This window comes from Allomesorhizobium camelthorni, from assembly GCF_011045125.1.
Lineage (GTDB): Bacteria > Pseudomonadota > Alphaproteobacteria > Rhizobiales > Rhizobiaceae > Allomesorhizobium > Allomesorhizobium camelthorni.
Window position 1 is genome coordinate 34,240 of sequence record NZ_JAAKZF010000024.1, and the last position, 18,862, is coordinate 53,101.

19 protein-coding genes are annotated in these 18,862 nt (G+C 60.1%); 14 read left to right on the forward strand and 5 right to left on the reverse strand.

The features are described 5' to 3' along the window. Positions 1-243: 243 nt before the first annotated feature. The 4 genes from G6N73_RS17445 to G6N73_RS36930 all read left to right on the forward strand — a co-directional run bounded on the left by G6N73_RS17445 (position 244) and on the right by G6N73_RS36930 (position 3,555). Positions 244-1,539 (forward strand): class I SAM-dependent methyltransferase, encoded by a 1,296-nt coding sequence (locus tag G6N73_RS17445; RefSeq protein WP_165029818.1) that lies wholly within the window; start codon positions 244-246, stop codon positions 1,537-1,539. Further along, positions 1,536-2,351, forward strand: a complete 816-nt coding sequence (locus tag G6N73_RS17450; RefSeq protein ID WP_165029819.1) for a sugar phosphate nucleotidyltransferase — start codon at positions 1,536-1,538, stop codon at positions 2,349-2,351. Before G6N73_RS17445 ends, G6N73_RS17450 begins: the two co-directional genes overlap by 4 nt. Then, positions 2,348-3,001 carry a PIG-L deacetylase family protein gene (locus tag G6N73_RS17455; protein WP_165029820.1) on the forward strand — a complete coding sequence of 218 codons (654 nt, stop codon included), beginning with the start codon at positions 2,348-2,350 and terminating at the stop codon, positions 2,999-3,001. The genes G6N73_RS17450 and G6N73_RS17455 overlap by 4 nt, the downstream gene beginning before the upstream one ends. Positions 3,002-3,066: 65 nt before the next feature. Beyond that, on the forward strand, positions 3,067-3,555 hold the full coding sequence (locus G6N73_RS36930; protein ID WP_246252150.1) for a hypothetical protein: 489 nt from the start codon (positions 3,067-3,069) through the stop codon (positions 3,553-3,555). A gap of 16 nt (positions 3,556-3,571) precedes the next feature. Here G6N73_RS36930 and G6N73_RS17465 read toward each other — a convergent pair whose 3' ends face one another. Next, positions 3,572-4,939 (reverse strand): glutamate-1-semialdehyde 2,1-aminomutase, encoded by a 1,368-nt coding sequence (locus tag G6N73_RS17465; RefSeq protein WP_165029821.1) that lies wholly within the window; start codon positions 4,937-4,939, stop codon positions 3,572-3,574. A gap of 204 nt (positions 4,940-5,143) precedes the next feature. On the opposite strand from G6N73_RS17465, the gene galE reads away from it, so the two are divergent. After that, positions 5,144-6,406, forward strand: a complete 1,263-nt coding sequence (galE, locus tag G6N73_RS17470; RefSeq protein ID WP_165029823.1) for a UDP-glucose 4-epimerase GalE — start codon at positions 5,144-5,146, stop codon at positions 6,404-6,406. 69 nt (positions 6,407-6,475) lie between these two features. Here the strand turns inward: galE and G6N73_RS17475 are convergent, their stop codons facing one another. The 4 genes from G6N73_RS17475 to G6N73_RS17490 form a co-directional block, all read right to left on the reverse strand. Continuing rightward, positions 6,476-7,228, reverse strand: coding sequence for a response regulator transcription factor (locus G6N73_RS17475; RefSeq protein WP_165029870.1), 753 nt, complete (start codon positions 7,226-7,228; stop codon positions 6,476-6,478). A gap of 282 nt (positions 7,229-7,510) precedes the next feature. Then, complete coding sequence (locus G6N73_RS17480) at positions 7,511-8,377, reverse strand: Crp/Fnr family transcriptional regulator (protein WP_246252170.1); 867 nt, start codon at positions 8,375-8,377, stop codon at positions 7,511-7,513. A 483-nt stretch (positions 8,378-8,860) separates the two neighbouring features. Then, positions 8,861-9,346 carry a Gmad2 immunoglobulin-like domain-containing protein gene (locus tag G6N73_RS17485; RefSeq protein ID WP_165029825.1) on the reverse strand — a complete coding sequence of 162 codons (486 nt, stop codon included), beginning with the start codon at positions 9,344-9,346 and terminating at the stop codon, positions 8,861-8,863. A 108-nt stretch (positions 9,347-9,454) separates the two neighbouring features. Then, the gene (locus G6N73_RS17490; protein ID WP_246252153.1) at positions 9,455-10,918 is read right to left on the reverse strand and encodes an O-antigen ligase family protein; all 1,464 of its coding nucleotides are present in this window, start codon (positions 10,916-10,918) and stop codon (positions 9,455-9,457) included. Positions 10,919-11,164: 246 nt separating this feature from the next. On the opposite strand from G6N73_RS17490, the gene G6N73_RS17495 reads away from it, so the two are divergent. From G6N73_RS17495 to G6N73_RS17525, 9 genes are all read left to right on the forward strand, one after another. Then, the gene (locus G6N73_RS17495; RefSeq protein WP_165029827.1) at positions 11,165-12,346 is read left to right on the forward strand and encodes an acyltransferase family protein; all 1,182 of its coding nucleotides are present in this window, start codon (positions 11,165-11,167) and stop codon (positions 12,344-12,346) included. 227 nt (positions 12,347-12,573) lie between these two features. Continuing rightward, a complete protein-coding gene (locus tag G6N73_RS17500) occupies positions 12,574-12,798 on the forward strand; it encodes a hypothetical protein (RefSeq protein WP_165029829.1) in 225 nt (74 codons plus the stop codon). A gap of 330 nt (positions 12,799-13,128) precedes the next feature. After that, positions 13,129-13,356, forward strand: a complete 228-nt coding sequence (locus tag G6N73_RS17505; RefSeq protein WP_165029831.1) for a hypothetical protein — start codon at positions 13,129-13,131, stop codon at positions 13,354-13,356. Positions 13,357-13,667: 311 nt separating this feature from the next. Continuing rightward, positions 13,668-15,287 carry a peroxidase family protein gene (locus G6N73_RS17510; protein ID WP_165029833.1) on the forward strand — a complete coding sequence of 540 codons (1,620 nt, stop codon included), beginning with the start codon at positions 13,668-13,670 and terminating at the stop codon, positions 15,285-15,287. A 119-nt stretch (positions 15,288-15,406) separates the two neighbouring features. Further along, positions 15,407-16,216, forward strand: a complete 810-nt coding sequence (locus tag G6N73_RS36940) for a phospholipase effector Tle1 domain-containing protein (protein WP_246252155.1) — start codon at positions 15,407-15,409, stop codon at positions 16,214-16,216. After that, complete coding sequence (locus tag G6N73_RS36945) at positions 16,194-16,559, forward strand: T6SS phospholipase effector Tle1-like catalytic domain-containing protein (RefSeq protein ID WP_246252158.1); 366 nt, start codon at positions 16,194-16,196, stop codon at positions 16,557-16,559. The genes G6N73_RS36940 and G6N73_RS36945 overlap by 23 nt, the downstream gene beginning before the upstream one ends. After that, entirely contained in the window at positions 16,508-16,801 is a 294-nt protein-coding gene (locus G6N73_RS36950) for a hypothetical protein (protein ID WP_246252174.1), read from the forward strand. Before G6N73_RS36945 ends, G6N73_RS36950 begins: the two co-directional genes overlap by 52 nt. Before the next feature lie 483 nt (positions 16,802-17,284). After that, a complete protein-coding gene (locus G6N73_RS17520; protein WP_165029834.1) occupies positions 17,285-17,623 on the forward strand; it encodes a hypothetical protein in 339 nt (112 codons plus the stop codon). Positions 17,624-17,702: 79 nt separating this feature from the next. Further along, positions 17,703-18,812 carry an NAD(P)/FAD-dependent oxidoreductase gene (locus tag G6N73_RS17525; RefSeq protein ID WP_165029874.1) on the forward strand — a complete coding sequence of 370 codons (1,110 nt, stop codon included), beginning with the start codon at positions 17,703-17,705 and terminating at the stop codon, positions 18,810-18,812. The last annotated feature ends 50 nt before the right edge of the window (positions 18,813-18,862 follow it).

Sequence of the window (18,862 nt, forward strand, 5' to 3'; positions counted from 1 at the left end):
AATGCGTCCTCATCCGTGCGGCGGAAGACGCATCGCAATTGCTGTGCCGGCTCCGGTCCTCTACGCGCCCGTTTCATCTATAGGGCTGAGGCACCCTTCGGATGTCCAAATCGCAAACCGGGTGCCTGCCATCCTAACCTGCCTCTGTCGAAAAAGACGCACTCTCTTCGGAGGCGTGGCAGGCACAGGTTCAGCGTTAGCCACCGCGTCTCCGTCTTTTTTCAAATCCAGCGGGGACCAAGGATGAACATTCAGGCTGTCGAAATCGTTCGCGACCACAACACCGCCGGCCGGGATGTCGGCTGCAGGCTCTGCGGATCGCGCCTGCGCCACACGCTGGTCGACCTTGGCATGTCGCCTCCCTGCGAAAGCATACTGAAGGCCGACCAGATCGACCAGATGGAGCTCTATTATCCGCTGAACGTCATGGTCTGCGACACCTGCTTGCTGGTGCAGCTCAAGGAGTATGTGAGCGCCGAAACCATCTTCAGCGAATACGCCTACTTCTCCTCCTTCTCGACGAGCTGGGTCGCCCACGCGAAAGCCTATTGCGAGGCGATCACCAAGCGGCTCGGCCTGGGAGAGGAAAGCCTTGCTGTCGAACTGGCCAGCAATGACGGCTACCTGCTCCAACACTTCCTCCCGCTCGGTGTCCCCGTGATCGGCGTGGAACCCGCCGCAAACGTGGCTCGCGCCGCCGAGGAAAAGGGGGTGTTGACCCGCGTCGACTTCTTCGGCGTCCGGCTTGCCAATCAGATGGTGACGGAAGAACTGAAGGCAGATCTCATCATCGGCAACAACGTGCTGGCGCAGGTTCCCGACCTCAACGACTTCGTCGCGGGAATGAAAATCCTGCTCAAGCCGGAAGGCGTCGTCACCCTCGAGTTCCCTCACATCGAGCGGCTGATGGCCGAAAACCAGTTCGACACCATCTACCACGAGCATTACTCGTATTTCTCTCTGCTGACTGTCGACCTGATGGCGGCCCGCCACGGGTTACGGGTCATCGACGTCGAGGAACTGCCCACGCACGGCGGCTCGCTGCGCGTCTACCTCGCCCACGAGGGCAGCAGCCGGGCGACGGAAGACAGCGTGACCGAGCTCCTTGACCGCGAGAAGCGTCACGGGTTGATGGACATGTCCACCTACGCTTCGTTCGGCCTCAAGGCGAAGCGTGCGAAACGCGACCTCCTGGCGTTCCTGATCGCGGCCAAGAACGAAGGCAAGAAAATCTGCGGCTACGGCGCGCCGGGCAAGGGCAACACGCTGCTCAACTACTGCGCGATCGGAACGGATTTCCTCGATTTCACCGTCGACCGGAACCCATATAAGCACGGCCGCTACACCCCGGGCATGCACATCCCGATCAAGCCCGTCCAAGCCATCGACGAGGCGAAGCCTGATTACATCCTGATCCTCCCGTGGAACCTGAAGGACGAGATCGTCCAGCAGATGCACCATGTCGCCGGCTGGGGGGCGAAATTCGTGGTGCCGATTCCCTTCGTGACAGTCATCGATCCATCGGAGTTGCGGAAATGAAAGTCATCCTTTTTTGCGGTGGCCGCGGGACCCGCATACGCGATTATTCCGAAAGCATCCCGAAGCCGATGATCCCGCTCGGCCACCAGCCGATCCTGCGCCACGTCATGCAGTGGTACAGCTATTACGGGCACGACGAGTTCGTGCTGTGCCTGGGTTACAAAGCCAACGTGATCAAGGATTTCTTCCTGAACATGCGGCCTCAGACATTCGCCGACTGCGTGGTGTCGCATGGCGGGCGGGACGTCCAACTCCTCAACGAGACCGACAAGGACTGGAGCGTCACCCTGCTCGACACGGGCATCTGGCGCAATATCGGCGAGCGCCTCTGGGCCGCCCGGGACCACGTCAAGGGCGAGAAGATGTTCCTGGCCAATTACAGCGACGGACTGACCGACGTCGACCTGAACGACGTGATCGCCAAGTTCGAAGCCAGCGGCAAGATCGGCTGCTTTCTTGCTGTGCGGCCGCCCCTCACATACCATCTGGCAGACATCGCCGAGGACGGCCGGGTCCGCGAGTTCAGGAGTTCGGAAACCTCCGAGATCTGGATCAACGGCGGCTACTTTGTGTTCCGGTCCGAAATCTTCGACTACATGCGCGAAGGCGAGGAACTCGTGCTCGATCCGTTCAAACGCCTGATCGCCGACAACATGCTGATGGCGTACAAGCACGAAGGCTTCTGGCGGTCGATGGACACGATGCGCGACTGGCAGGCGCTGGAGGACATGGTGGAGAAGGGCGACATGCCCTGGAACGCCAAGGTCACCGCCGAGAGAAACGGGCGCAACGTAGTCGCGGCCGCGTCATGATGGGGCTTGGCCTCGCGCGACGCGGGGAGGAACTCTCGGTCCTCTGCCTTGGTGCCCACTCCGACGACATCGAGATCGGCGCGGGAGGCACCATCCTCAGCCTGATAGCGTCAGGGGTCAGGTTGGACGTCCACTGGTGCGTGCTGAGCGCAGGCGGCCAGCGGACGGCCGAAGCCACTTCCTCGGCCGAGGCGTTCCTCGAAGGCTCGCGGACCTCGAAAATCGAGATCGCCGAGTTCGAGGACAGCTATTTCCCTTCCCAGAGCCGTGCGATCAAGCAGTGGCTGATGGACGTGAGGGCGCGTGTCCGTCCCGAAGTGGTCCTCACCCACGCCCGGTTCGACGCGCATCAGGACCACCGCGAGGTCAACCAGCTGACCTGGAACGTCTTCCGCGACCATCTGGTGCTCGAATACGAGATCCCGAAATGGGACGGTGACCTCTGCCAGCCGAATGGCTACGTTCCGCTCACGGCGGATGTCATGGAACGAAAGATCGCGCTGCTTCACGAGCACTTCGGCACTCAGCGCTCCAAGGACTGGTTCGACCGGGAGACGTTCGCCGGGCTTGCGAGGCTGCGCGGGATGGAGTGCCGGGCACCGGAGCAATTCGCGGAAGCTTTCACGCTCCGAAAGACAATAATCTTTTAGTCGCCGAAAAAGAGCTGATTGTCTCATGTCATATGGAAAGCTCTTTACATAAAGGCACTTGGCTCTTGGTGCTCACGATCTGCACTAACGATGCACCAGTGGATAGCGGGCGCAGGTCAAAAAAACGTCGGAATCATGTTGAACTCGGCCGGCGATCTGCTAACAAATTCCCCTTGTTGTCGTTCTGCAGAACAGAAGCAGCCGTCAAGGTTGCCGGATTTCTTCAATCAATTTTGAAGTCAAGGGGCTTTCATCAAGTGGACAAACGAGAAATTGCGCCCGGTTTTTCGCTCAGCGAAGCCCGCATTGGTACCGTAGAGGGTGGAGAATCCGGTGTCTTGGTCTGGAAATCCGACCAGCTCGTCGCGGTCCTGACCGAGATCGACGAAGAGGCCTACTCCACCAAGGGCAAATGGTTCCTCGAGATCGGCTTCGGACTTCTGAGCGGGGACCACAGGAATTTCGACACGATCGAGGAAGCCGTGCACTGGGTGGGCAGACAGCTCTTCCCAGTTGAAACCGCAGACGACCGAACGGCCGCAGCCGCGAGCTGAACCTCGCAGCCCCCGCCTAAGCCTTTGCACTGATCGGAATGATCTCGGCGGGTTTGTCCCCCTTGTTGTAGCGGCGGAAAACCACTTGGGAGGGGCGGCCGACCAGCAAGCGGTCAGTCCCCGATTCCAGTGCCCGCGCATAGACCGCCAGCGCGCGGTCGACGGCCTCGACCGTCTGCGCGACAGCGGTGTCGTCATGGGTATAGGAGACGACCAGGGACGGCATGAGCACGCCACGCCTGATCGTCTCCTGCAGGAAAAGGGAACGGTACGCCTGGGACGGTTTGCCGTCAGGATCGAGCGCGGCGTAGGCCAGGCAGCAGGGACGGCCGACGACCTTGAAGTGCCCGTCCACTCCATGGAACCTGGCTGCCTCTTCGATGCCCTCCCTGAGCTTCTCCCCCTGACGGTGGAGGTGCTCGATCACGGGCTCGTCGCGGTATGTCCGCATGTTGGCGATCGCCGCTGCAAGCGCGTGGCTTTCAGCGCCATGGGTCGTGGAAAGAAGGAATACTCTCGGGCGGTCAGTGTACTCGAGACCCCCGAGACGCATGTATTCACGTCTCCCGGCGAGCGCGGACACTGAGAACCCGTTCGCCAGCGCCTTGCCGAAGGTCGTCAGGTCCGGCTTGATGCCGTAGAGTTTCTGAGCGCCGCCAGTGTGCCACCTGAACCCGGTGATCATCTCGTCCAAAATGAGCAGCGCGCCGTTTTCCCTGCAGAGGCGCTGGACTTCATGCAGGAAACCGTCCCGGGGATCATCGCCGCGCGACGGTTCGAGTATCAGGGCGGCCAGCTTGCCAGGGTAGTTGGCGAACAAGTCCTTCACGCTGGCGATGTCGTTGTACCGGAAGGTGACGGTCAGTTTGCGCACCGCCTCCGGAATGCCCGAGTTCATCGGCGTGGTTCCGATGAACCAGTCGTCGGTCGAGAAGAACGGATGATCGGCGCAGCAGGCGACGAGATCGCGTCCGGTGTAGCCGCGGGCAAGACGGACGGCACCTGAAGTCGCATCCGATCCGTCTTTGCAGAACTTCACCATGTCCGCGTCAATGAGTTCCAGGAAAGTCTTGGCGCACTCGACTTCGATCCTGGCTGGCCGCGTGAAATTCGAGCCGACGTGAAGCGCCTCGGCCGCCGCCCGGATCACCGCGGGATAGGCATGACCCAGCCCGACGGCACGGTTACCCATGCCGTATTCGATATATTTGTTTCCGTCCGCGTCCCATACATGGCAACCGGAACCGTGGTCGATGAAGCCCGGGGCGAGGACCGGATACTGGTCTTCGCCTTTCGCATAGGTGTGGCAGCCACCCGGGATCAGTTCGCGGGCGCGTTCCTGCAGGCGGACGGATTCTTGGAAACGAAGGCTTTGCTCGGACATGCGGACCTCTCCATATCGCAGCAAAGTCTACAGCTCCGGTCCGGGATTTCGCGTCCTCCATAGGTCTCATCGCTTAAAACTTATGGAGGAAGCTAGAGGCTGAGAGCCGCCGGATTGATGGCTTTGCTTCCCGGTTCAACCGTTTTGATGAATCGCCGCCGGGCGGCTGCGGTGGCAATACTCTCTGTCTCCAGGGAGGAGAATATGGCTGTACTGGTCACTGGCGGTGCCGGATATGTCGGCAGCCACACGGTTCTGGCCCTGCTTGACGCGGGCGAGAAGGTTTTCGTGATCGACGACTTGAGTTCGGGCGAACGTTCCGCTGTTCCGATCAAGGCTCAATTCGTCCACGGCGATGCCGGCGACCCCGAAATGGTCCGGAGGCTGCTGAGGATCTACGGCATCGATGCCGTGGTGCACATGGCTGGATCCGGTTCGGTCGAAGAATCTGTCAGGAACCCACTCAAGCACTACCGCAACAATACAGAGATCGCCCGCACCGTCATGGAAGCCTGCGTCAGCGAGGGTGTCAGGCACTTCGTGTTCTCGTCCACGGCGGCGGTCTACGGCGATGCCGAAGGCTGCAGGGAGGACTCAGTCCTGTCGCCAGTGTCGCCCTTCGGCAAATCGAAGCTCATGGCAGAGGCGATGCTGCGCGATACGGCGGCGGCGCACTCCATCAGGTACGCCGCATTGCGTTGCTTCAACGCCGCGGGAGCCGACCCTGCCGGACGGGCTGGGCAAGGAGCAAGATCCGGAGGCCTGATAGAGGTCGCTTGCGAGGCGGCTGCGGGCAAACGGCTTTTCGTTCCGGTATTCGGCACCGACTACGACACTCCCGACGGCACCTGTGTCAGGGACTACATCCATGTCAGCGATCTCGCGGACATCCACCGCCTCGCTCTCGAAAGGCTCCGTCAGGGCGGCAGCAGTTTCGCGGTCAACTGCGGATACGGGCGCGGACGCTCCGTCCGCGAAGTGATCGAGACCGTAAAAAAGGTATCCGGCGTTGACTTTGCCGTGAAAGTCCATCCAAGAAGGGCAGGAGACGTCGGCAAATCGGTCGCGGATTGCGGCATGCTGTTTGGAGATTTGGGCTGGCGTCCGTCTCGCGACAACCTGGCCAAAATCGTATCTCATTCACTTGAATGGGAGCGCAATTCAAGCAGGCTTCCCGCCCGGCCCGCCATGCACCCGGAGAAGTTGCAGAAGGATCAAGCCGGCTCAGCCACGGACCTGACGCCGCGCGAGCACCAGGTGATGCAGCAGCTTTCAAAAGGACTGCAGAACAAGATCATCGCGGCAAATCTTGGCGTTTCGGAACACACCGTCAAAATTCACCTGCATCACATCATCAGAAAACTAGGAGCGACAAACCGCACCGGAGCCGCCGCAATTTATCTCGAACGGCTCCCCGATTTTTTCCAACGCAGCAACGGAGCGCCGTCCGGCTTCAGGAACCATTGAGAGACAATTAAAGAAACGGCCCGCCGCCTCCCGCGGAGGGCCGTTTCTCGTAGTGGCCTGGAGAAAGGATCAACCTTCGGCCAGTGTTCCGTCGGAGAAGAGGTCGTTCAGCTTGTAGGCGACCTCCGTCCGGTTGGTCGCCTTCAGCTTCTTCATGATGTTGCGGATGTGGACCTTCACGGTGCTTTCACGGAGATTCAGCTCGTAGGCGATGATCTTGTTCGCCTTGCCGCGCACGAGCTGCTGTGCGACCTCGGCCTGCCTGATCGTGAACATGCCAGTCAAAGGCTGGATTTCACGGCTGCCGGAGTCTATTAGGTGCCGCATCGAAAGGACGCTGCTGGCCGGGACGAAAATGCCTCCCGCGGCCGCGAGGTTTATGGCCTCGACGCAGACGTCGATCCCGACCGAACTCGGAATGTATCCGCGCGCGCCGCATTCGAGAGCAGTCAGTATCTGTGCAAGGTCGTCGGTGTCGGCCAGGATGACCACAGGGATTGACTTGAACTCGGTTGAAATGCGCCGGATTTCGTCTGCAATGCCGGGGTCGGTAAGCCTCCGGCCACCAAGGTTGAAAAGTATGGCACCAAGGGGAGGGTGCGTGGCCCTCTTCCCGCGCCACTCTTCGATCGAACCCACGGCGGCCACCGCCATGCCGAGCTCGTGGTCAACGAGCGCCGACGCGAGGCACTCGCGGTCGAGCGCCCTGCTGTCCAGAATGAGGAGGCATTCCTTGTCTGCCTCGTGGACATTTTCCGCCCCGCGAAGGGATCCTGACTTGTTTGCTGAAGTGTAATTATGCAGTCCTGCCGTGGAATCCATACTAATACCCACCCTTTTCCACACAGGTCACCTTGCGGTGACCAATACAGCCCCTTGCAATTTTACAAATTGGAAAGTTTGTCACCCACCCCTTGCGAAAGCTGAGGCGCGTTTGCCCAGCTGCATTCTTTTGCAAGTTCTTCGGTTCGCCGCCGAGAACAGCTTGTACAGATTATGGCTTTTTAAAAACCAGTCTTTAACATGGGTTAAGTTTCCGTAAATTTTTGACCCCGTGGTTAAAACGGCACAGGTGCGCTTCGGCTGACGGCCGGGTGCCAAAGTCTACCTCAGGTATTCCTTGTCGAACCCGGCCGTTTTGACCAGCTTCAGGCGGCTCATCACATGTACATGACCCGCCCTGAAAGAGACGAGACCGGCCTTGCGGAGTTCCCCCAGCGTGCGGTTGACGTGAACGGTGGTCATTCCAAGGACGTCGGCAAGTTCATGCTGGGTAAGGGGGCATTCATATCGTCCGTGTGCCGCCAGGCCGATGGCGGAGAGCCTCTCTTCCAGTTCGAGCAGGAAGTGTGCCGTCCGTGTTATCGCGTTCCGCCGTCCCGCGTTCATCAAATGCTCGGCAAAGATGGCGTTAAGGCGGGCCAGGGAGCAGGCGATCTTGTTGCCAAGGATTCCGTCCGACAAGACGGCCTCGACCAGTTCCTTCCTGGAAACCTCATAAACGGACAGCTCGGTTATGGAAGCTAGCGACGCGAACCGGGGACCGTCCACGGAACGGAAACCGACAATGTCGCCCTTTAGCGGGGTGTCGACTATCTGCCGTTCCCCGTTGTGGAGATCGCGGTAAAGAATGCCCCAGCCCGATTTTATGATGAAGATCCTGTCATCGTCATCGCCCTGGCGGCATAGCACCGAGTGGGGTCTGTAGTTTTTCGCGGCAACACCCAGGAATTCGTCGGTTCGCCACTCTATCTTCGACAATGTTCCCCCCGCGGGATGCGAACTTATAAACTGCAAAAGTGCTTGCATGAAAAGCAGCGCAATTGCTTCAATTCCTGCACAACCTACAATAGCTGAGACCAGAAAGCCAGTTATACCGGCTGTCTGTCCGTTACTGATTTTGTGGGAGCCATTGTACTCGTTCTCAACGGCCCTCATCCGATAGGGGAAGGAGGATCTGCTTGCATTCATCAAGTACGATGTTTCTACCTCCTTAGGCTTCGTTGACGGCCTGCAGTTCCAAAGCCGAACATCGGATTGCCCGCGTCAGGCCAAAGCTTGCGCGGCCTGTCACGCGGAGACCGCGAAGACAGGATAGGGGAGTCGCTACCCACCCCGCCCAGCGGCTCCCCTATCGTTCGCGCGTCCCGCGGCGTCAGGAAATCTCGGAGAAGTATTGAACGGGAGCTGCAGCGCATCCATGCAAAGCCAAGGTGCACTGCAGCCTGCGATCAACTTGTATGCAGTTGCGTCCTCTTGGAGCCGCCGCCGTCTCCCGGGCCTGCTGCAGCTGGCGCGATTGCGAAGAGGGCGATCAGAACAGCGACGAGAATGCACATGGTCGGACTCCTGCGTTCCAGACAGCCGGAACTGCAGGGCGCACCCGGCCGGTTGACGAGGGCAGGCGGTTCAACATTCTGAGAGCATCTCGTTTCTATCGCAAGTGCCACGGCCTCACGCGCCGATCGGCACTTTCAGTTGCTGGCCGGGGAGGTTCGGATTGTCGATCACCAGCGGGTTGGCGCGCACGAAGCGCTGGAACTGGGTCGTGCTGCCATAGTGCTCCTCGGAGATCTTCGATAGCGTGTCGCTCGGCTTCACCACATGGATGCGGAAGCCGATATAGTTCGCGACGATCCGCGGGCCGTAGATCACCGGCACGATCACCTTGTTGATCTCCGAACCGTCCTGCGCACTTTCCTCGAACACCTCGACGAACAGCCGGTCGAGCTGGAAGGCCGCCGCGCCGATCGCCGCCTGGACCTGGAACTGGCCGTGCTCGCCGGTGCCGCCGCCGACATTGAAGAAGCCGGTGCGCTCGTCATGCCCGTCATGGACGCGCCAGTTGAGCGTCGCTTCAAAACCCTGGCCGATGCCGGCAATGAGCACGGGATCGCCGACGAGGTCGAACGGTTTCGGCTGCTGGATTTCATTGGGCATGGCATTTCCCCTCACATGCCGCCCGCTCTTCCCCGACGGAAGGATACCTCATGGGGCGACAGGTGGCGAGGGAAAGGAGGAAATCGCGCGGTGTCCGGCAGTGCCCTGTTAGGCCGGAGCATGCCCGGACGAGGGCCGCGGAGGGGGAAACCAAGCCCGCACGCCCTGGCGGGGAGCAGCGCGCCGGAATACTTCCCTGTTTCGTCGGGCGCGCACCCTCGTGGCGGAAACGAGGGCCAAGGCTACGAAGAACAGGATGCCCGGATCGGGGGAGCCGCCAGCCAGAGAGTTGGCTACGATGCTGCCAAGAGCCGAATTCCTGACGCTGGCCACGACGGCATCGGTCTCCGGATCGACCCAATTCCGCAACTTCCCCATTCCCCTGACCAGGACGCCAAGGAGGATCGCCATCATCAGGGATCCGAAGAAGCCGAGCTGGGACAGGACGGCGATCGGCCAGCTCGACGCCCTCGAACTCCCGAACCCGATGCCAAGGCCGCTGGTGTCCAGGAATGCCTGGAGACTTTTGACGTTCCAGTATGTGCGCTCCTGACCCGAGGAAGAATCCGCCTTGTGGATTATGGTGGAGTTTATCAGGTTGACGAACGGCTCGAAGATCGCCGGGTTGTAGAGGCTGATGCCCATCATAGCCACACCGCCGACCACCATAAGCGCCGTGATCAGTATCTCGTCGCTTTCAACCCGTCCCCTGAGAACGGAAAGCGCGATCGAGAAGGCCACCGGAATGCACAGGATGGCCAGGCCGACATATGCGGTCGAGGAAGTCGACAAGACGACGAGGAAAAGCAGGATGGCCGCCAGCCACTGCGCCAGGCGTGAGTTGGTTTTCCTCCAATACGTGTAGCAGAACGCCAGGCAGGCGAGGGAAACGGCTCCGAAGGAAGACGCTTCCGAAAAAGCTCCGGTTATCCTCGAAAAACCTGCTTCGACCGCCCCCGTTATCATTGCGTAGTTCGCCGTCTTGATCGGACCGAGCAAATCCCCCGCTCCGGCATTTTTGCCCATGAAGTCGATCACCCCCATGCCAGCGTGCAGGCCGCACCACAGGAAGAAACCACGGCGCACCTGGTCTATCCTGTCGGAGTGCAGCAGAAGCGCGCAGAGCGCGATCGCGGTCAACCCGCCGAGGATGAAGTAGCCGGTCTGGGAAATGTTTCCCGAAACCGGGGCAAGGGAGGCCTCGACGACGGCGAGCCTGGCTTTGGACTGGACGAACACGCTGGTCTGTCCCGCGAAGAACCTCGGAAACAGCCATGATCCGACAATTGCGTAAGCCATGAGGCTGGTCAGGATCCAGACGGGGCGTATGCTTCCGAAGACTCTGCCGAGGTCGAACCAGATATGACGCCTTGCCGCGACGGCGGTGACGAGCAGCGCGGCGAACATCGTATAGATCAGCGGAGACGATCCGCCGAGCGCGGTCAGCGTCATGGCCGCCGTCGCGCCGAATGCCGTCGAGATCATCAGGCCGATGATCAGCATCCCCCTGGAATAATATGCGACAACCAGAATGGCCGCACACACCAGCAGCCCGGGCAACGAGATCTGCATTTTTGGAGAGCCTCCCCGCCTGGTGCGGCCCCGTGACGCGGACGCTTGTCCGACTGCCCATCCTTCGGCACGCGCCAGTCATCGGCAAGTGCGTCAATGGGAGTAGCCGGAGGTGCCGAAGCACGCACTCCCTTCGGAGGTTCCCGGATGCTTCTTCCCCTACGCATAAAAGCTGAACCCTGCCGGTGTCCCGGTCATGGCTTCCGCGCTGTAAGGTGCCGGACGGCGGGTTCGGAAGGAGTTAAGATGGGTTCCCTTTCACCTGCGGGGACGGGCGACGGTAGCAAGCGCGTCGCGTCGGTGGACTCGCTGAGATGTTTCGCGATGACGGCCGTTGTGGCCCAGCACTGCGGGCTGATGCCGTTCGGCTGGACTGGCGTCTGGCTGTTCTTCGTGATTTCGGGCTTCGTGGTGACGCTGGCGGTGATCGGGCGGCCGCCGGACCAGCCGCCGCTGGAACGGCTGCGCGGCTTCTTTCGCCGCAGGGCACTCCGGATTGTTCCCGTCTACTATGCCTATGTCGGTATCGGGGTTCTGGTGTGCTTCGCTACGGGGGCCAGCGTCGATCTCTTCGACGTCCTTTCGCTGCTGGGCTTTTTCCACAACGTGGCCATGGGACTTGGACGTGGCGAGTTCTCCGATTTTCCCGTGGGGCATCTTTGGACGATCTCGGTCGAGATGCAGTTTTATCTGGTTTACGGCACTGTGCTCGTCCTGGCATCGAGGCGGACCGTGATAGCCATCCTGTTCGTCACCCTCGTTGCCACCCCACTCCTGCGGTTCGCCGTTTCGACGGAGTTTGCCAATATCGGTCTGGACAGCGAAGCCAGCGCCTATCTGATCTATTCGGGGTCCTTCCTCCACACGGATTCGTTCGCCATGGGAGCGCTTCTGGCGTTTGCCAGCCATTACGGCCGGCTGCACAAACTGGCACGCCCTCTCGCATGGGCGGGAGCCGTCATGATGATCGCCTACGCCACTACCTACACTTGGGTGAACTATTCCGTTGTACATGCCCAGGGGATAGACATTGTGAAGAATGTCGTCTCGGGCGTCCTTTGGGGCCACTACCGTGAGGTGTTCATGTACACGGCACTGGCCGTGGCCTCGGGGGGTCTGGTGGCGCTTGCAGCGACAGGCGACCGATCCGTGTCCTGGCTGCTGAAGTCGCGCCTTTTCCGGCGGATCGGAGAAATCTCCTACGGGGCCTACATTGTCCACGCGCTGGCGATCAACGCTGCTGCCTTCCTCCTTTCCCGTGTCGCCGATCTGTCAGGACAGCCGATAGTCAGGAGGCTCGTGATCTTCGTCCTCTCGTACGCAATCACCGTCACGGTCGCGGAATTGTCCTTCAGGTATTTCGAAAGCCGCTTCTCGGGCAAACGGAAGCCCCGCTTAGGCGAAACACAACCGATAGGCATTGGTTAATTCCAGGCGGCGGCGTGCCCCTTTCTGCGAATGGCTGATACCCTCGCGAGCAATAGCCTAAAGAACGGCTCGACCAAAGAAAAGGACACCTCTAGAGTGCCTGATCGCAGGTATGCTTTTGCTTTTAATTCAAATTGCCTGTGATAAAAAAGGGCTTGCCGAAACGGAACTGGTGCGGGCGGCGGGCGGGCTGTTCAGGGTTCCGGTACTGCGAGGAGGAGAACGGTATGACCGGTCAGGTTGTGTATAGCGCACTCGGGCCTAAGGAAGTCAGGCAACTCCAGGAAGTCTATGAGCGCGCCAGGGCCGTGAAGGCCAAATACCCCGATTCCCACTTGGCCAGCAAAGCCGCCAAAAAGCTGATCGATGCGTTCGAAGCAGTAATGCATCCTGGCGAAGCGGCTTTTGACGAAAAGTGGCTGAGTGAGGCCGAGCCTCAAGGGCACGCCTGAAGGCTGGAGTCCAACCTTCTGCCACCACCTGTTCCGGCGTGTTGCCGTGAACTTGCCCTTTCGGTCCTTCCGGGATCAGTCCGGCAGAGAGGTGTGGCGGCATTTGGTCCCGATAGCCGTTTATGCCGCGCTGGAATGGACAGGCACTGCGTCGATGATTCCGACCCGTCGTGGAGAGTCGCTGCGCAGGCGCAACGGATTGACAATCGGACGGTATGTTGCCGGTCCCGCTCCTTAACAGTGGGAACAGAAAGCATTAATTCACGTTTTCAAACCATGGAAACTGCCGGGCGCGAGGAGGACGTCGGGCACAAGTGAAAGCGTGACCGGATGTCCTATCAGTATTTCTCGCATGAGATCGATTCCGAGACCCACTACTGCGTCAAATGCGGGCGGTTCCTGATGGAACTGCAGGAACACAAGCAATGGATTGGCAACGACGTTCTTCCCGCCTGTGTCGAAGCCTCCAATGTCTCAACCGTCAGCCACATGGTACGCGGCCGCGAAAGCAGCCCCAGGGAATTCACCGATACGCCACCACGGTCGTTCCGCTGGTAGGAATGCGGAACCAAGCAGAACTGCCTTATGCCAGCTTTTCCAGCTATTCCAAAGGCATACCAAGCAACGTTCAGCAAGATATCGAACGTACCTACGCCTTTTGGATGATGGTTGGAAATTTGTCAGGTCTCTTCAAATAGATTAACCTAAGTTTGGTTGCTCCATATTTTACCGACCAGTTTGTCGATCGTTACCGGATTGGCAACTGGATGATTTGCTATCCGATCGACAGAATATGAGCTGAGACTATCCAGGGCCGGGGGGCTTTCAACGTGCCAGGCGGTTGCCGATGCACGTCCAGGAGTCTCCTCATGTCTCTCAAACCCAAATCTACTGCCAAATCGTCTTCGCCAGCGGCGGTATTTGCCGCGAAGGTCACCAGTCTCGGAACCAAGCTTGCTGTCGTCTCGAATGCGATCAAGACAACTCCCGGCCACGGCGTCGCCGGACGCCATGCCACCCGCGAGCTGCTGGACGCCCTGTCCGGGCACAAGGACCCGGGCATGTTCGGGCGCATGTTTCCCCAGCTTGAGCCGCTCAATGTTCCTGACGCCAAGCTCCAGGTTCTCGCCGACGCGATGAAGGACACGGATCCGGGTAGCCAGACCGGCAACAATCCCAACATTCCGTCCGGCTTCACCTATTTCGGCCAGTTCGTCGACCATGACATCACGCTCGATCTGACGTCGCTGGGAGACAAGGAGAAGGATCCGCTCGGCATCGAGAACTTCCGCACCCCGAGCGTCGACCTCGATTGCGTCTACGGCCTTGGTCCCGACGGCAGTCCCCATCTCTATGCGCGCAACTCAGCAGCAGGAAACAAGCACGGGCCCAAGCTGCTGATCGGCAAGAACATCACGGTTGGCTTCGGCGGCGTCACGGGAGACTTCCGCAACGACCTGCCGCGCAGCCCCGAAGGATTCGCGCTCATCGGCGACCACCGCAACGACGAAAACCTGCTTGTGGCGCAAACGCATCTGGCCTTCCTGAAATTCCACAACGCCATCTGCGACATGCTGGCCGCTTCCGCGAACCCTCCTGCCGACATCTTCAAGGAAGCCCGCAGGATCGCAACCTGGCATTACCAGTGGATGGTGCTGCACGATTGGGTGGAGCGCCTGACCGAAAAGGGGACTGTGGCCAAAATCCTCCACAACGGCCGCAAGTACTACCGGTTCAAGAAGGTGCCCTACATGCCGGTCGAATTCTCGGCCGCCGCCTACCGTCTTGGCCACAGCATGGTCCGCGAGAAATATCCCCACAACAAGGTCTTCACGCTCGCCGAATTCACCCAATTGTTCGACTTCAGCGGCCTCTCGGGGTCGATCATCGGCGATCTCGCCCCGAACCCGCCCACGGGACCCATTCCGGTTTCGGCTTTGCCAAGCAACTGGATCATCGACTGGCGGCGGTTTTACGAGCTGGGGGACAGCGGCGGCGCTCCCGTCAAAATGACCCCCACACGCAAGATCGATCCGCAACTGGCCCCTGTGCTGCACAGCCTGCCGGGCGGCGGCGGCAATCTCGCTTTGCGCAATCTGCAGCGCGGGGTCAAACTCGGCCTGCCGTCAGGCCAGGATGTCGCCGAGCACATGAAGATCAAGAACCCGCTCATTCCCGACGAAATCGCATCCGATGGCAACGGGTCCACGGACGGGCAGGCGGCGAAGTCGCAAGGCCTGCACACCAAGACGCCGCTCTGGTACTACATCCTCAAGGAAGCCAAGGTGCGGCATGACGGCCTCAGGCTCGGTCCCGTGGGGTCGATCATCGTGTCGGAGGTCTTTGTTGGCCTCGTGCACGGCGACCAGAACTCCTTCCTCTGGAGGGCAAAGAACTGGAAGCCGACACTGCCTTCGGCGACCCCGGGCGACTTCAAGATGGCCGACATGCTCCGGTTTGTGAACGACATCAATCCGATAGGAGACTGACGTCGGCCAATGGCTGCGGCGCTACTCCCCGCCGCAGCCATTTCCGGGCCTCGAAAATGACAGGGCAAGCAGGCTCCGAGAAACGATTCCACGCCCTTGTATGCGAGACGGGGAGAGCGATGCCGAGAAACATCGTCATTTTCGCTGACGGAACGGGGCAGCGAGGCGGAATCTTCTTCGACGAGAACCGCAGCAACATCTACAAGCTCTACCGCGCCACCCGATGCGGGCCTGAGTATTCGGTCAATCCCGCCGAACAGCTGGCCTTCTACGATCCCGGCAGCGGCACCGAACCCATCGAAGGCAATTTCTTCTTCAGGCTGTATCGCCGCCTTCACAATCTTGTCAGTCAAGCGACCGGACTGGGCCTGACGCTTAATGTGATCCAGTGTTATGCCGCCATCATCAGAATGTGGAGGCCCGACGACCGGATATTCCTGTTCGGCTTCAGCCGCGGGGCCTACACGGTCCGCGCCCTTGGGGGCGTTCTTTCCTATTTCGGCGTTCCCACGCATATGGCCGACGGATCGCCTCTCCTTCGCGACGAAGCCTCGACCCTCCGGATCGCGAAGGAGGCGGTAAAGGATGTCTACCAGTTCACAAGTTCCGGAAGGCGCGACGACGCCGCTGATGAACAGAAGATGAGGATGGACCAGCGCAACCTTCTCGCCGCCCGTTTCAGAAGGAAGTACGGGTCCGGTGACGGGGAGGCATCGAACACGGTTCCGCACTTCATCGGGTCTTCGACACCGTCGCTTCGCTGGCCAACCCACAAGCAGTCGCCATATTCGTCGCGTTGCTGGCCGCCATCCTCATTGCTGCTTCCTGGATACTGTCGCTCTTTGCCTGCTCGTTTCTTTGGTGGGCAGGAGTCCTGGGCGGCCTTGCCATTGTCCTCGCCGCGATATGGTACGCAGGCGAACATCTGAAGGCTCCCGGCCCCTTGCCGGGCTACAGTGCCCGCCAGACCAGGCACTGGACCGAATTCCGCATGAGGTTTCACGACCTGAAACTGTCGCCGAGAGTCCCCATGCCCGCCATGCGATATCGATCGACGAGAACCGTGCCGAATTCAACCCGGTTCGGTGGATAGGTGATGAGGCGGTGGACGGGAACGGAGTCAGGAGATTTGAGCAGGTCTGGTTCGCCGGGAACCATTCCGATGTCGGGGCAGCTATCCGGAAAACGATTCACGCCTTTCGGACACGGCGCTCAAATGGATGCTGGATGCCGCGACGGCCGTCGGATTGGTCCATGACCAAGCCTGGTTGAGCCTTTTCCCCGATGCCGCAGGCCCGCAGCATGACGAGAAAAGGAACGGTGTCTACAGGCACACCCGAAGTCTGGTCCGCAAGGTACCCGCGGACGCCGTACTGCATCGATCCGTGCTGGACCGCTTCGAGTTGCCCGAGGTGCTGCAGTACAATGTCCTGAAACCGTATCGGCCAGAGGCTTTGCGGGAACACGGACAGGTGAAGCGCTATTACGAAGTAGAAGACTCCGCCCGAAAATGATCGACGGCTGGAGGTGGCGCAGGGACATCCTGACAAAGCGATCGAGGGCATCCGTTAAGGAGCGATGCGCGTTGCCAACTCGACGGCGCTGACGATCTTCTGTCCGACGGCCTCGGCCGCTGCCTTGGCTTCAGGAGTTTTCCAAGCTTCCTTGACTTGGTCCCGACTGTTGGAGGTCAACCAGACTTTCCCCTCTTCGTTCGCGCATATCCGCGAGTAGCCGCCGTCCGACAGGTGGTATTGCCGCATGCCTGTGACGAAGTCGACGGGATCACTTACGACCGCGCTTTAGGCCCGTGCGGTGCGCACTGCTTCCGCTCGGCTCTTGCTCGTGAGGACAGTGTCGGGCGTTACGATGAGACCGGCGAAGCTGCTGTCATCCAAGCCCATGAAAATATTCCACCTTCTGTGCCCAAGACCGCTTTCCGGAGCGATGCCGCCAGGATAATGTCCTCGCATACAAAGGGTGGGACAAGTTCAAAAATGCGAAAAGCCAATTCTGTTGCACTGGCAGTGGCTTCCGCTGCATTCTTCCTGTCGGGGGCGATGCCGTCCGCTGCCGAAACCATGAGGCTCAGCCAATTGACACGGGCCGACATGGTGGCTCTCCAGCGCGGTCAAAGCGTTGCGGACGGAGCATGCGCGACAGGACTCATCAATGAGATCGATGCCTATGGCGGCCCGGAGGCAATGCGCGAGTTCACGATAGACGTTGAAGCCTCGCCGATCGTCATCAAGGGTCGGGCCATTCGCCACGAATGCCGGGGACGGTGTCCACGCCATGACCGAGAACGGCAAGGATTTGATCCTCCAGAAATATGACGAGAACGGCGAGCCGACAATGCAGGAACCTGAGATCCGGCTCGCACGCCCTGATGACCGGGAACGCAAGGCACCGGAAATGGCTCTGGAAGAACTGGACTGTATCGTTGCAGGGGCAGGGGTGATCGGACTGGCGGTTGCCCGCGCGCTGGCTATTGCCGGACGCGAGGTTGTCATTCTCGAAACCGCCGATGCGATCGGCACCGAAATCTCGTCCCGCAACAGCGAAGTAATCCACGCCGGGATCTATTATCCGGCCGGAAGCCTGATGGCACGGCTCTGTGTTGCCGGGCGCAACGCCCTTTATGCCTACTGCCGCGCGCGCGGCATCCCGCACCGCAAATGCGGCAAGCTGATCGTCGCGACTTCGGCGGAAGAACTCGAGATGCTTCCTGCGATCACGGCACGGGCGGCTACGAATGGCGTTTCGGACTTGCGCCGGATTTCGGCGGCCGAGGCCATGGCGCTGGAGCCTGCGCTGGCGACGACTGGCGCGCTCATCTCTCCTTCCACCGGAATCTTGGACAGCCATGCCTACATGTTGTCGTTGCTCGGCGATGCCCAGAAAGCGGGAGCGGCACTGGTTCTCAACAGCCCGGTCCTGGGAGGAAGGATTGAAGAGGGCGGCATAGTCCTCGATGTCGGCGGGGCAGACCCGGCATCCATCCGCTGCAAGCTGTTCGTCAACGCCGCCGGACTGCAAGCGCCGGCTCTGGCGAGAAAACTCCAGGGCGTGCCGACGGACCTCATTCCGAAAGAATATTACGCCAAAGGCAATTATTTTTCACTCAGCGGAAAGTCGCCGTTTTCGAGGCTCATCTATCCGGTCCCCGTGAAAGGCGGATTGGGCGTCCACCTGACGCTCGACATGGGTGGACAGGCGCGATTCGGACCTGATGTCGAATGGGTCAGCCGCCTCGATTACGAGGTCGACCCGCGCAGGGCAGAGTCATTTTATGCCAGTGTGAGGCGGTACTATCCGGATTTGAAGAACGGAACACCGCAGCAGGCATATTCGGGGATCAGGCCGAAGATAGTGCCTCCGGAAATCGGCAGCCAGGATTTCATGATCCAAGGTCCGGAGACGCATGGCATTCCAGGCTTTATCAACCTCTTCGGGATAGAGTCGCCGGGACTGACCTCTTCGCTGGCCCTAGCCGACCATGTCCGCCACATTGCCGTGGCCTAGCGAGCCGAGGCTTGGCAGCCTTAGTGGGATAGCAAAAAGGGATCCTTGCG

What these genes read in the sequence shown, in the direction of transcription:
- G6N73_RS36940 (WP_246252155.1), top strand. Translation starts at nt 15,407, where the DNA reads ATGCCGAGAAACATCGTCATTTTCGCTGACGGAACGGGGCAGCGAGGC.
- G6N73_RS17490 (WP_246252153.1), bottom strand. Translation starts at nt 10,918, where the DNA reads ATGCAGATCTCGTTGCCCGGGCTGCTGGTGTGTGCGGCCATTCTGGTT.
- G6N73_RS36945 (WP_246252158.1), top strand. Translation starts at nt 16,194, where the DNA reads ATGGTACGCAGGCGAACATCTGAAGGCTCCCGGCCCCTTGCCGGGCTA.
- G6N73_RS17495 (WP_165029827.1), top strand. Translation starts at nt 11,165, where the DNA reads ATGGGTTCCCTTTCACCTGCGGGGACGGGCGACGGTAGCAAGCGCGTC.
- G6N73_RS17485 (WP_165029825.1), bottom strand. Translation starts at nt 9,346, where the DNA reads ATGCCCAATGAAATCCAGCAGCCGAAACCGTTCGACCTCGTCGGCGAT.
- G6N73_RS17465 (WP_165029821.1), bottom strand. Translation starts at nt 4,939, where the DNA reads ATGTCCGAGCAAAGCCTTCGTTTCCAAGAATCCGTCCGCCTGCAGGAA.
- G6N73_RS17480 (WP_246252170.1), bottom strand. Translation starts at nt 8,377, where the DNA reads ATGAATGCAAGCAGATCCTCCTTCCCCTATCGGATGAGGGCCGTTGAG.
- galE (WP_165029823.1), top strand. Translation starts at nt 5,144, where the DNA reads ATGGCTGTACTGGTCACTGGCGGTGCCGGATATGTCGGCAGCCACACG.
- G6N73_RS17445 (WP_165029818.1), top strand. Translation starts at nt 244, where the DNA reads ATGAACATTCAGGCTGTCGAAATCGTTCGCGACCACAACACCGCCGGC.
- G6N73_RS17455 (WP_165029820.1), top strand. Translation starts at nt 2,348, where the DNA reads ATGATGGGGCTTGGCCTCGCGCGACGCGGGGAGGAACTCTCGGTCCTC.
- G6N73_RS17510 (WP_165029833.1), top strand. Translation starts at nt 13,668, where the DNA reads ATGTCTCTCAAACCCAAATCTACTGCCAAATCGTCTTCGCCAGCGGCG.
- G6N73_RS17450 (WP_165029819.1), top strand. Translation starts at nt 1,536, where the DNA reads ATGAAAGTCATCCTTTTTTGCGGTGGCCGCGGGACCCGCATACGCGAT.
- G6N73_RS17505 (WP_165029831.1), top strand. Translation starts at nt 13,129, where the DNA reads ATGTCCTATCAGTATTTCTCGCATGAGATCGATTCCGAGACCCACTAC.
- G6N73_RS17525 (WP_165029874.1), top strand. Translation starts at nt 17,703, where the DNA reads ATGGCTCTGGAAGAACTGGACTGTATCGTTGCAGGGGCAGGGGTGATC.
- G6N73_RS17475 (WP_165029870.1), bottom strand. Translation starts at nt 7,228, where the DNA reads ATGGATTCCACGGCAGGACTGCATAATTACACTTCAGCAAACAAGTCA.
- G6N73_RS36950 (WP_246252174.1), top strand. Translation starts at nt 16,508, where the DNA reads ATGCTGGATGCCGCGACGGCCGTCGGATTGGTCCATGACCAAGCCTGG.
- G6N73_RS17520 (WP_165029834.1), top strand. Translation starts at nt 17,285, where the DNA reads ATGCGAAAAGCCAATTCTGTTGCACTGGCAGTGGCTTCCGCTGCATTC.
- G6N73_RS17500 (WP_165029829.1), top strand. Translation starts at nt 12,574, where the DNA reads ATGACCGGTCAGGTTGTGTATAGCGCACTCGGGCCTAAGGAAGTCAGG.